The organism is Paenibacillus sp. PK4536 (assembly GCF_028594455.2).
Lineage (GTDB): Bacteria > Bacillota > Bacilli > Paenibacillales > Paenibacillaceae > Saccharibacillus > Saccharibacillus nuruki.
Map to the genome: position 1 here is coordinate 4,794,736 of NZ_CP126313.1, position 13,327 is coordinate 4,808,062.

At 38.9% G+C, this 13,327-nt stretch carries 9 protein-coding genes; 2 read left to right on the top strand and 7 right to left on the bottom strand.

Going from position 1 to position 13,327, the window contains the following annotated elements; all coding sequences use genetic code 11:
• Positions 1 to 14: 14 nt before the first annotated feature.
• The 3 genes from PO903_RS21205 to PO903_RS21215 are packed head-to-tail and all read right to left on the bottom strand — an operon-like array spanning position 15 to position 6,675.
• Positions 15 to 4,451 carry a polysaccharide biosynthesis protein gene (locus PO903_RS21205; protein WP_273594484.1) on the bottom strand — a complete coding sequence of 1,479 codons (4,437 nt, stop codon included), beginning with the start codon at positions 4,449 to 4,451 and terminating at the stop codon, positions 15 to 17.
• 41 nt (positions 4,452 to 4,492) lie between these two features.
• On the bottom strand, positions 4,493 to 6,229 hold the full coding sequence (locus PO903_RS21210) for a sensor histidine kinase (RefSeq protein WP_273594485.1): 1,737 nt from the start codon (positions 6,227 to 6,229) through the stop codon (positions 4,493 to 4,495).
• On the bottom strand, positions 6,226 to 6,675 hold the full coding sequence (locus PO903_RS21215; protein WP_069329896.1) for a hypothetical protein: 450 nt from the start codon (positions 6,673 to 6,675) through the stop codon (positions 6,226 to 6,228). The genes PO903_RS21210 and PO903_RS21215 overlap by 4 nt, the downstream gene beginning before the upstream one ends.
• A 45-nt stretch (positions 6,676 to 6,720) precedes the next feature.
• On the opposite strand from PO903_RS21215, the gene PO903_RS21220 reads away from it, so the two are divergent.
• Positions 6,721 to 7,413: a response regulator gene (locus PO903_RS21220; RefSeq protein ID WP_069329897.1), complete on the top strand. Its 693-nt coding sequence runs from the start codon at positions 6,721 to 6,723 to the stop codon at positions 7,411 to 7,413.
• On the opposite strand, the gene PO903_RS21225 is transcribed toward PO903_RS21220, so the two are convergent.
• The 4 genes from PO903_RS21225 to PO903_RS21240 are packed head-to-tail and all read right to left on the bottom strand — an operon-like array spanning position 7,397 to position 11,907.
• Complete coding sequence (locus PO903_RS21225; protein WP_273594486.1) at positions 7,397 to 8,311, bottom strand: glycosyltransferase family 2 protein; 915 nt, start codon at positions 8,309 to 8,311, stop codon at positions 7,397 to 7,399. The two genes, PO903_RS21220 and PO903_RS21225, sit on opposite strands and share 17 nt — an antisense overlap.
• Positions 8,274 to 9,488 carry a glycosyltransferase family 4 protein gene (locus PO903_RS21230; RefSeq protein WP_069329899.1) on the bottom strand — a complete coding sequence of 405 codons (1,215 nt, stop codon included), beginning with the start codon at positions 9,486 to 9,488 and terminating at the stop codon, positions 8,274 to 8,276. The genes PO903_RS21225 and PO903_RS21230 overlap by 38 nt, the downstream gene beginning before the upstream one ends.
• Positions 9,489 to 9,500: 12 nt before the next feature.
• The gene (locus PO903_RS21235) at positions 9,501 to 10,763 is read right to left on the bottom strand and encodes an MATE family efflux transporter (protein WP_502921657.1); all 1,263 of its coding nucleotides are present in this window, start codon (positions 10,761 to 10,763) and stop codon (positions 9,501 to 9,503) included.
• Between the two features lie 22 nt (positions 10,764 to 10,785).
• Positions 10,786 to 11,907 (bottom strand): glycosyltransferase, encoded by a 1,122-nt coding sequence (locus tag PO903_RS21240; protein WP_273594488.1) that lies wholly within the window; start codon positions 11,905 to 11,907, stop codon positions 10,786 to 10,788.
• A gap of 372 nt (positions 11,908 to 12,279) precedes the next feature.
• On the opposite strand from PO903_RS21240, the gene PO903_RS21245 reads away from it, so the two are divergent.
• On the top strand, positions 12,280 to 13,233 hold the full coding sequence (locus PO903_RS21245) for a DMT family transporter (protein WP_273594489.1): 954 nt from the start codon (positions 12,280 to 12,282) through the stop codon (positions 13,231 to 13,233).
• The last annotated feature ends 94 nt before the right edge of the window (positions 13,234 to 13,327 follow it).

A 13,327-nucleotide genomic window follows, 5' to 3' on the forward strand; every position in this document is an offset into this window, starting at 1 on the left:
CATTTTACATTTTATTACCGTCGTTGCCTTCGCTTTTTCCAGCGCTGGTAAGGAAGAATACAAGCAATACCTGCTAGAATACCTATTGCAAATAGTATCCAGCCTATCCGGTAAGCAGAAGCAAGAATAATAACAACTGTTCCACTTCCGTTTCCTTCGGTGATAAATCCGGTTGTGACTCCGTTAACAGCCAGTCTGGCTCGCTGAGTCTCTCCGTTTAATCGGAATTCCCAGAGTGGATTAGGCGATTCAGTCTCACGAATCAATACTTGATCATGCGCTGGATTGCTCAAGATGAAGCTTCGTTCCATCGAGTTCTCACGAGTCGCTTGGACTGTTGCTTTGAGAGTAGGAACTGTAAAGAACTGATTGATATCCTCACCTTCAAATAACATGAATTGATCGACCATAATCATCGCTTTATACGGAATAATGGAGTATTTTTTCATTTGAAAAGAACCTTTTACTTTTTGATCCGCATGCGCCAGCACTTGGAACTGCATCATTGCAGTTTCGGCTGGCGCTTTTATGATTTGATCATAATGATTCCACTTGTTTTTATCCTCTTCTTCTACTTCATTGATATAGGTAGTCTGTAGAATTTGAGAATTAGCATTGAGGAAGACTAATTTCATATGACGCTGTTTGATCTGTTGAGACACAGCATCCAAAGTGACTGAATATTCTTCCAATGGTTCAGCTTTCATTTTCTGAGAAGCATAAATATTCCAATCGCAAGAGTAACTAGGGGCATACTGGATCGTGATCCCATTTTTAGATATCACTTTGCGTGTCTGTCCGGGCTGAATATCTGTCATACATTCTGCTGACGTATTCTGAAGTAAACTTTCATTATTCTCTTCACTTGGCAGTACTTTGACTTCATCCGCTTTCATCAAGTGAAGATCTTGCTCATTGGTCAGCGACGGCACTTGACTATCCAACACCAATTTCAATTGATACGTGCCTTTGGTTAGCAGTAAATGATTCCATTCAATACGTCCATAATTACGAAGTAAATGAGGAATACTTAACTTTTGTTTGGCAAATCCATCTTGATCTGGTAACGTTTCGATCACTGTATTTTTGATCGTGTCTGGATCGGTTGATCGGGTATACACTTGATCGCTTGCTATTTTGCGAGAAATGACTTCTCCTGTTTGTTGATTGATCCATTTCATCGTCAAGCTTCCTTGATAGCCTGAAGGAATATTTGCCAGAATCGATGTCGAATACTCTGCTGTTTTGAGAATATCTACTTTTTTCTGCAATGTTCCTTGTTGATAACTGATTCCTTTTCCCATACTTAATAAAGGAAAAGCACGTTCGGTCTGCGTATTGCCCTGTCCTGCAAAATCATTCTCTGCTTCTAGAGTGAAAAATAACTTACCTCGCTTCACTGCTTGCTCTACAGGGAATGATAATTGATCCGCTCGATCGGTTGGAACAACAGCCAGTAGATTGATTGCATTGAAGCCTTTAATATTATTCACTGTAATCGCTGAATCGCCCGCAGGGAAATGATGCTCTCCCAAGTCAATCCATTCAAATTGATTACTACCTTCATGTTGGGTATTGATATTGACTTGCTTATCAGGCATCCCAAATACCAATTCTCCACCTTGCTTATTCATAAATATCCGAGCGTATACATGAGCTGTCTGCTCTTGATCTAACTTTTTGTGCATTGTAAATGTATTAGGCTTACGATATTGCCCTAGATCAAGTAACTGAATATCATGAATCCACCAGTAATTTTTTTGCTCCGGACGCTGTTGAGTTAACAGATCAATTCGCATCCATTTGCTACCCGGTGGTGATACATATTCCCCGTAGAAATTAACACCGTTAAAGTTATTTTCTTCCGAAGGAGCAACGACATAACTCACTCCAAGTTCATCCATATGTTCATCGTAAAATCTCATTTTGACATGCATTTTATTCGTGCCTCGACCTGAAGCGGTGATATTGAATTGATAAGGATTGTTTTCTTTGGCTTCGATCATGCCAGATTTGGCAACTTGCCAGATATTATTGGCATCTCCTTTGATAATTTCTCCGTGTAGTGTAGGCACATCATTTAACTCATCTAATGGATTCGCCTGTACACTGAACATTTGCGGATTATCAGGTGTAAAAAACTTTTCAGTACGTAATAATGAATCAAAATCGACGACTGTTCGTCCTTCAAGCTTACTCATCTGATAGGGTTGTACATCTAATTTTTCACTGGCAAAAGTGACAGCAATTCCTGCATCCATTTCCATATCAAATGAAAAGTTTTTAATATTTTGTGAGGACAGATACCAGAGCCAATCATTCGTTGAAGCAAATGTTTTGGACCATTTTAGAAAAGCATTACCATCTTCAATCGCATCAAATGGGCGTAAATAATCTTCTTCTGGTAATTGTGATAAAAATAAATCGTTATATGATGAAGCTTCTACATAATCACCTTTGTTTACCGTCTGAATCGTATCCAGCTTGGGATTAAGTGTACTGAACAACACTCCAAATTGATTGAAATTAAAGCCGGGCTGATGACTATAACTTTCCAGTCGACTATATCCATAAGGCGTAATCACTTTGGCAGGCAAAATATTCATATATTCAGGAGCTTGATCCAATTGGAATATCGAAAAGATCGAATTCTGGTAGGTGCGCTTCAATCCTGCTTGATCTTCCAGCATGGATAACTGGAATTGTTGCCGCTTCTCCTGTCCTTCATATTCGTTATGATAGACAAGTTGATTGATACCAAACGTTGAAAACAATGAACCCATTTTTGAACTTAATCCATTGTCCAACATATACTGCAAAAAGTTCATATAATACGTAATACTCGGATCATTACCTTCATGGTGAAAGATTGTATTTTTGGGCGAAGAATAGACTTGGAAATCACCTGTTGCTTTCTGCATCGATGTCTCACCTTTATTCCAATAAGGTGTGGCTACCCCGTTAAAACCTTGAATCATATTATCTGCAATGGGGAAATATAACGCTTTGCTATCATAGCGATCAGGATCGGTTAATTTGTTCGCCATTTCGGCATACTCTGTGGGTACTGTCACAGGCTTATAATACCCTTCTACAAATTGAGTCCGTAAAGGTGTAACATAAATCGCCAGACATACCACTACAGCAACAAAAGCAGTATGTTTGAATATACGTTGTAATCGTGACGAGCCGAACCATTCAATCAGCTGAATGATCCCAAACGTCAACAACACACCAAAATTCAAAGCAATCAAACCGATAAACTTATTCGGATCACGGAATACAGAACCGATTACAGGTGTCTTGGTTACTAAAATGACAAAAAATCCAGCAATCGAAGGAAATGTCGTTCCAGTAGCAGCAATTAAAAAGAATAAAGTTAGCAAAGTAAAAATCAAAATAATCGGATTTTTGTGTGAACGTGTAACCATTGCATAGCCGATCAGTAATAACAGAAATCCACCGCCGATATAGAAAATAAGCGGTAAACTGGATAAAGGAAACATAGGCCACCAGTAACTAAGTAAATAAGCCACATTTTTGAGCGTACTGTTACGACTGAATAATGATAAGGTATCGACCACATTGATATTATGTTGTGACGCTTGCGCATCCATAAGAATACTTCCCATATACAAGGACAACCAGTAAAAGCTTAACAATCCAAAAAAACAACCAAAAATAAGCCATTTACGAGCAAAGTTAAGATACAACAATTTCAAAAATCCCCAACCATTTTGTTTATACGTCCATGTTAATTTGATTAATAACAGACCGGTAAAAAATGCTAGATAAATCATTCCAAAAAAGAAATAATGAATCGCAGCAGCACTTACTGTAAACACAGCCGCTAACATAAAAAGATCGATCCAATTACGCTGATATAACTTATGTAGGTTGTAATGATAAATCTGTTGTTTCTGAAACTTCGGATCAAAACTACTAAAGAAAAAGCGCAATACTAAAGGAAACAGGCTATATCCACACAATAAGTAGATATGTTGAATACGAAACACTACCCACGGATTCAGCGCGTAAAATAAAGCTCCGATCACAATCGCAAAAATACGTGTTTTAGTAAAACTAGGTGAATAGTACACACTGACCAGACGCTTTGCAAAAGCATACATGGAGAACGCAGATATAAATAACAAGCCCGTAATAAACGACTTGAGCAAAACCGGGCCACTTTCGCCAAAAGCAAGTGATAATAAATAAAACGGTAAAATATAAAGGATACGTGGTGCATTAAATAACGTAGATGTTGACCAGCGTTCATTCCATACTCCTGCAATCTCTTCCAAATAACGATGAGAAGTCGCTCCAAAAGCGATATCACTAAATACAATCTGTCCTGAACTGTAAATTGGAAGCAAAAATAAAAGGATAGCTGCCAGCATAATCAATACAGCGACCAGATCATAACGATACATCTCGATCCATTTTTTCATGTGACAGCCTCCTTTCTTCGCTTATTTATATTTATCATCCATCAACGTCTTAATTGGATAATCGCTTGCAGTCCGCGATCTGTATTACGTAATTTGAGTCGTCCACCGATCGTTTTCAGAAAAGCATCCATATGATACAGACTGAGTGTATCGGCATTATTATTTTGAGAATAATCAGACTGGAAGTAGTTCCAGCGCATCTTATCATCAATCCCTCCGCCAGTGTCTTCAATCGTAATTAGAATCTCTTCTTCATCCATCAGAGAACTGACTTTAAGTGTTTTGTTCACTCGCTTCGATCTTGGAGCAAAAGCACCGTGTTCACTCACATCAGGAGGTGCTTCATAATGCTGAGCCATGGCTACAACTGCATTTTCAACCAATCCTTGAATCGTACGATATAACATCGCCGACTGCGCCGCTATTGGAGATACAGGTTCTTGCTTGACGACCACTTCGATCCCTTTCATATCAAGAGCACGATTTGCCCATTTCAACGATTCTGTGATCACTTCATTCATATCTGTAAAATTAATACCTGCTGCACCATGCATCTTCTGCTCTAACTCTTCACGAAGTTCCTGCACAGATACGGCAAGCTCTGCAATATAAGATTCTTGCTTCAATCGTCCTTGAGTAAAGTTCTGATTGAGCTCTCGAAAAAATTCAAGTTCTGCACGTGAAGCAGAATCGCCTCGGCTGGCTGATGCTTCTAGATTGTCTGCTAAGTTGTTGTAGAAACCCAGTAATTTCAGATCATCGCCACCGGTTAAACGGGTGGTTCGATTCTGTAATTCTTGCAATTGTTCTTCCATCGATTGCAACATCGGCAAGTAATACGTATCCTGCTGTTGACGCAAATCTTCTTCACGACGCTGATCTCGAACTTGAGTGTTCACTGTATTGTCTTTAATCACGCGTCTGCGGTAAAACACCATCACTATCGCTGCGATCAAAAAAACAGGGATATAGATCAACACCATTTGATTGCGAAATGCTTTTACATTTTGAGCCGTATCATTATTGATCTCATGTACAGCGACATAAAGAGCATGGTCATCATTAATGCGACTGAACCCGATACCATATTTAATATGGTTATCTTCGATGATCCCTGTGTTACCGTCTAGTAATTTTTTGGTAACTGCTGTAATATCGACTCTACCGATATCTGTTGCATTATGAGAGCCGACTACTTTGAATTCTTCGTTATAAATTAAAGTCTCGTAATGTGTAGAATCAGCAATGATCCGTTGACTCAACATTGATGTATCAATAGCACGCACAGCAAATCCATTTTGATCGGTTCCTTTGATACGGCAAATCATATATTGGACAGGTTGATTATTTTCGGTTGTAAATCCTGTGATTCCACAGCCATTTTGTAACGTTTGTACTTGTTGAACAGCACTTTGCATAATGGTATTGTTACGACCGCCTATAATCTCATATTGATTGGTAAGCACATAAAATTCGCCGGGGTTACGTGTAATTCCACTGGTATACGCTCGCTTGCTGTTATCCAATATATTTTTACCAATAGTAGCGGCAAGTTCATTCAATTCCACTTGCCATGTCTGATATTGATTGTTCATATTGGTTGAAGTCGCTTGCACAATATCTTGCAACTGACTTTCGTTAATCTCTGTGATCTGAAGCTGATACTCATGAACAGCGAACCACTGGATTGCAAATAACAACAGCGCTACAATACCCATAACGACGGTATATAGAATCAGTCGTTGCCATGCTGGTCTGACAAATGCCCAACCTTTCATTGCCGTACCTCTCCTTTATTCTGCTCCAAGCGGTGAATAATCGCTTGCATTAGACATTCCAATTCAAATTTGGCTAATGGTAATCGTGCACATAATAAGCGCGGTGTTCGGCGCTGAAGCGCGGCAAAGCGAGCCGCATCTTCAGGTTCTCCATTACTGAGGAGTAGCAGTTCGCAATGCTTCGCGATATACAGAAGATCCAATTCTTCTTCGGTATACTCGCGAAGATTCACGATATATACATCGTATTGTTCATCCATATGTTTAAGTCCTTGAGAGACTGTTAATGTCAGATTAGCATGTTGATTCCCTTGATATTGATGAAATAAATGCATCCCTTTTTCCCAGAGTGCATGCTCGGCTGAACTGAATCGTTCACAGAATAAGCGTAGTTCACACGCCACACTAGTATCTTTCAAAAATGCCAAAACATTGATATTATACATGTAGTTCCTCATTTCTGAACCTATGATTGGAGTTATCCAGAGCTTATGAAAACCCAAAGTATTCTGTTTGTTGACGATAATAAGATGGTCTTAACGATTCTAGAGCGTTGGTTAGAAGAGGAAAAATTTCACATTCATATGGCAAATACGCCTAAAGAAGCACTACGCATTATTGAGCAACATCCTATTGATGTTGTTGTATCTGATCTGTTAATGCCCGGTATGGACGGACTTGCTTTTTTAACAATGATGAAAGCAGATTATCCTCATGTTGTCCGTATTATTTTATCCGGTCATTTACATACTCAATCAATGCTATCTGCTATCAATCAGGTAGGTATTTTCAAATTTCTAACCAAGCCATTAGAACTGACAGAAACACTTAAAAACATTCTGTACGAAGCGTTACAGCAATCTGAACGAAATCTATTCGCTTATCATGCTGAACAACAGTTCGCTAATCATTTATCGGCATTTATTACAGATATGATGAAAATAACAGATCAACCGTATGTACTGATCAATCATAATCATCTGGTTATGGCTAATCATCACTCGATGAATCAAATGTATCCGGTAGGACAGTCGCTTCTGCATCCTGTCCATGATGGGATTCATCTTGCTGCACATGATGTATATATTGCACGGCAAGAACTTGAGCATTATACGAGTGATATTTGCACGATTCACCAATTAGTATTTAAAGATACGATATTGCGTGTTATTTATTTTCATTAAGAGGTGTAGATTGGGTAGAATGGGAACTGCTTTTTAGTAGTGCAGTTACCCCGAGCACACTGAGACAAATATACATCCAACACATTCCGGCAGTTAACAACGGATGACGCAAATATTGAAGTCTATTCGCACGTGAATACAAGACAGGACGGAAAAAGTACCATCGTTCTAACGCTTTACGAAATCCGCCTTCTTCTGAAGAAATAGTCTGATCCATAACCGAAAAATAATATGCTTTTTTACGTAATATATCGCTAAGATATACTTGCTTTTCATCATGATAAATACGTGTGAATACAGCACGGCGAATATCTCCGCCTTCTTCTACATAACGTAGTGTCGGCTGAATTTCTTCGAAAGCAATCTGATCGGCATTAAAGCCACCAGTTGACTCATATGCATTCATGCGCCAGAATCGTGCGGCTTCAATCGAACGCTTACCTAATGTTTCTCCTGCATTATTAATGACATTACGTTCAAATACTTTGACTTTGGAAAAGAAGTTAGTCGCTGTCGAATAGGCTTCTTCAGGGACAACAAGTGCTCCCACCTGAGGATGACTATCCAAAAACGATACACACTGACTGACCAGATCTTTTGCCAGAATCATATCGGAATCGATCACCAGTATACAATCAGCATGTAATCGCTGCGCTTCTGCAATCGCTGTTACCCGTGCTATACCACGTTCACCATGCGGTAATTCTAATACAGTCATAGGTACAATACTCTCTTCAGCTAACTCACGTATCACCTGCACCGTGTTATCGCTAGAGCCATCATCAGCAATAACAATATGAAGCGACTGATGATTCTCCTGACTCATACAACTTTGCAGACAAGCGACCACCGTCTGTTCATTATTGTACGTGGAGAAGAGAATGACGACTTTGCTCATGCTCTTGTGCCTCCTTTACCAAATGATCTACAAACGTATCGAATGCAGCTCCTGTATGATTGAAATGAAACTTTAACGCATACTCATATGCACGCTTACGCATCCCTGCATAATCTTCTCCGCCCATAGCTGCACGTTCCATTTGCTCGGACAACCCTTTTACATCTCCATGAAAGCAGAGATACCCTGCTTTGCCAAAATCGGTTGCATCGACAAGTCCTGGTGAATTACTCACAATACTTGGTGTACCGACAGCCGCCGCTTCAGTAACCGTAAGCCCCCAACCTTCACGCAATGATGGGAAGACTAACGCTTGAGCACGACTCATCAATTCAAGCTTACGTTCTTCCGACACAAATCCGTGAAAAATCACATCCACTTCAGGATCATCCAATTCACCATAGGTTAATCCATATTGATTCATGATTGGCAATAACGCACATTGCACATACTCTTGATTGGTACGACCAGCGATCCATAATTTAGCTTGCGGAAATTTCTTTTTCAATTCACCGAACGCTTGGAATACCAGATCAATCCCTTTATATTTTACAAATCGTCCTACATACATAAAAGTAGGTTGAGCTTCTTTAGGCAAAAACTGCTCGGGTTGCCAGTGTTCGAACTCAATGCCTTCTGGTAATAAATGAACACGCTTCGCATCGAATCCTAATTGCAGTAGATCATACCGGGTCGAAGGCGATACTGTGATTGTCTGATCCTTTTGAGCTAACTTCAGCATCCAGGGTTCTAAAGCATGACCAATATGATTCAGTGGAAAGCTAGCATTTTCATACCAGATTTCACGTGTTAACTGGTGAATAAAGAATATACGCTTTGCAGGTTCTACCCAGAATGAAGTAAAAAATTGATGTGTGTTGGATTGATTGACTACATAATCAATTTCATTGCGATGCTGGCGATAATAACGAATCGCATGACCGATAACGCTATAGATATTGCCCTGACGAATATAAGTCACTCCATCGATCTCTTCTTCAGCAGGTAAACCTTCAAATTGAGGAGCAAAATGGATAAAACGATATCGACTCTGTTGTGAACGTTTTAACATTTCATGAGTGAAAATTTCTGCTCCTCCGCTTTTTGGAGAGCGAATATCACGCCATGATAACAGTAAAATAGTAATTTGATCTTTTTTTACATAAGTAGAATCCATAATCTTGCTCCTTCAATTCAAAATAGTTGGATCATGTTGTTGCCTCTGTTGTGCTGGCAACGTCTGTTTGGAATATAAATAAAACCACGCATCAATAATAAAATAAATAGATAAAATGCTATATAACCACAGTTCAGCACGTAAAAAGTCTTGCGGGCTTTGATGCCACCATCCAAAAGAAATCAATAAAGCAGCCGCCCCTGCTAACATGCCCCACATAAATTTGCGTCGACCGATTAATACATGAACATGAACAAAAAAGAGCACAATCGAGAATAACCAGTACACCCAACCACCTAATACCAAATATTGTTCTGCCGATTGGTAAGCTTCACCAAATAACAACGGAATTGATAATGGGAATATAAAAGTAGTTCCGATATACACACCAATCGCTGCACAGATCATTAGAACGCTATAGATTCCAATCAACTTACGCAAACCTTGCTTGTTGTCGCCATTAGCGCCTAATTTGGGAATAAAGGCAGCAATGAGACTATAAGAAACGTAATAGACGAGCTGACTGTATTTCAAAGCAATTGCATAACCACTACTTTGTACGGGAAAGTAATGTTGTACAAAAATCATATCGATTGAAATAAAAAATAAAACGAATAAATTGGTCATCAAGCTATCTGTAAAATCTTGACCGAGTGACTTCCAAATCCCTGATAACTTTGAATTCCCAGCTGTGACCGAGAGCGCTGTATTTTGCCGCACACTATATATCCAACCGTGAATTAAAGCGAATAACATGCCTGCACAACTACCAATCAGAACAGCTGCTAATGTAAAGCCCAAAACAGCAAGTATAAAAAAGACAATCAGCTTCCCTAACACTTCAATATAATAATTTATATTTAGTGCTAACATACGTTCTTTGCCTTGCATATCACCACGGGTCATACTCACAATCGTATGCAAGAAAACAAGTATGTAGAGTAACAATAAAGAACCGGAATCTACACCAAGTACAGAACGTAATACAGGCAACAGCATCAACAGGATAATACATGAAGTAAAGCTCAATATAATCGGTGTTTTGATTAACAATGAACCTAAAGGTAATTGCTTGAGCGACAATGTACGATCTTCTTTTGAGACCACTTTAGCTGTTAATAATTGAATTGATAATCCTAGAACAGACAATAAAGCGAATAAAGCCAGTAACGCATTTGCTTGTCCATAAGCAGTCCCTGTTAAATACCAGCTGGCAGCGATATGGAAGAAGAAGTTGAATCCATTCAGCAATACATTAAAAAAAGGAAAAAGCATAGGTCTTATCCGACGAATCACGTTAACGCACCCGCCGATCCAGTCGCCAGATATCGATTAAAGATCGCAAAAAGCGAACTGAATCTTTCCACACTTCAATATGTGAACCTTCACGGTCGATACATTTGACAGGAATCTGTAATACACGCAATTGTAATCGTTTGGCAATAAACATCATTTCTAGATCAACTGCAAGTCCAAGTTCTTGCTTCAGATGAGGAAACATTCGTTTGACAGCAACAGAACTCATAATTTTGAGACCAGTCTGCGAATCAATCACACCTGATGGTAAAAATGGTCGACAAATCTGTCGTTTGCAAAAGCTCACCATCGAACGAACAAAAGAACGATTTTCAGCCGTCATATCTTTGGTTCCAATTACCACATCGTAATAGCCTTGCCTTACCACATTGATCATTTTGGCAATATCTTCAATAAAAAAAGAATCATCCGCATCTACAAATACATAATAATCAGCTTCAATCGTGCGCATACCTTCTAAATACGTTCCAGCTTTGCGTGTATTCCGCTCTAACTGCTGTGCTTTAAATAATGGACTGGCATTACGATTGATTCGATTGATCACCATACTCGTGGAATTTTCTAATGATTCTAACAAAAGCTGTGTCCCATCCAAGCTTCCATCATCAATCACATAAATAGAGCCTTCCACTAGATGACTTCGAATAAATTTTTGTAATCGTTCAGCAAATTTTTGTACATGACTGAATCGCTCTTCTTCGTTATATACCGATAAAATAAAAGCGATATGCGGACTTTTAGCTGGATATTCGGGATACAATAAACTTTGAATTTCAGACAACATTTCTTCACTATGATTCTCTTTCCAATACAACAACCGTAATCGCCCTACTCCTGTAATACGCACTAGATGTCGGTCACTAACTGGCTGCGATACATCAGTGATTAACAATAACGCCATTTGTGGAAAATACAGTCTGATCTGATTAGCCGTGTGAACAGTTCGTTCAGGATCTGTATACGCAATTACACAACAACGTGCGGTTTCGTAAACTTCCAATTCATCTGGATGGTTACAAAATGACGTTTCATAGAAATAAATAACATTTTCGTAGTCAATATTTCGGATATGATCCGTAAAAATGGTTATATGCCCCTGCATGATAGTACCCTCCGTTTAGTGCGGATACCTTATTTTGTCGAAAAAGGATTAAAAATGTTTTTATTTTAGTATAAAAGTACTAGTTCTATTTTTAATACTTTTTTAATAAAATTCCTATAATACATTGATATTAAAGCGTATATAAAAATTAATAGTAAAATATCAATATATTAAGTTTGTTATCTTTAGACCTATTTTTCTAAAAAAATAGAAATTAATGGTTCTTTTTTACTAGTTCTTAAGGGTATTTTTGTTGTCAATAGGAAGATTTTCGAGTAATCATTCCCAGCTAATCAGGGATAGAGTATAATCATGAAGGCATAATTTTATTAAAATATGTACATGATTATACTTATATTTAGGAGCGCACCTATGAATTCACATGCAACCTCTAAGAGTCCTGCTATTCCTCTAGAACTTCTCTACGTTATTGGCATTATAGCTATTTCTTTTTCGTCGATCTTTATCCGGTGGTCAGATGCTGAAGTATCTGTGATCGGAATGTACCGATTGTATTTCACCAATTTACTGTTATTACCGCTTGCGATTCGTTACCGCAAAGAACTATTTCGGATTCAGCCCAAAACATGGCTGATGCTAGGTATATCAGGGTTGATGCTTGCACTTCATTTTCTACTTTGGATGGGATCGTTACGTTTAACGACCGTTGCTAGTTCTACTGTTATTTTGACACTTGAGCCTATTATGGTGGTCATCGGTTCTTATTTCCTTTTTCGTACACGTACCAATCGATTTATGATTATCGGTATGGGTATGGCGGTGCTGGGATCAGTCGCTATTGGGTGGGGAGATTTTGCTCTGTCGGGAACAGCGCTACAAGGTGATATTTTATCGTTTCTGGGTACAATTGCTGTAGCTATACATATGCTAATCAGTAAGCATATCCGCTCTCATATGGAAGCTTTGATTTATAATTTCTGGGTGTTTTTTATCGCAGGTAGTGTGATGGCACTTTACAATGTGTTTCATGATATTCCGTTTACCGGATACGCAGCTAAAGACTGGGGTGTATTCTGGTTACTTGCAATTGTGCCCACATTGTTCGGACATTATTTGTTTAACTGGCTTTTGAAATATATGAACGCGGGTGCTGTGTCTATGGCGGTATTGGGTGAACCTGTTTTTGCTTCTCTTTTGGCTTTCTGGTTGCTAGGAGAATCGTTAACAGGGATTCAATTGGGTGCTGGCGTATTGATTTTACTTGGCGTATGGGTGTTTATTCGTTTTGGAAAAGATAAAACAGAAGCGCTTGTTCCTCCTGATCTGATGGCGACAGAGGAAGAAATGGTGGAGCGGGAGAAATAAAATCAACTATGATGCGCAAACGATTTGTAATGAATGGGAGTGGGACACTGCGGGAAAAGAATCGTTCTTGTCGTCGCTGTTAAGGACAGATATC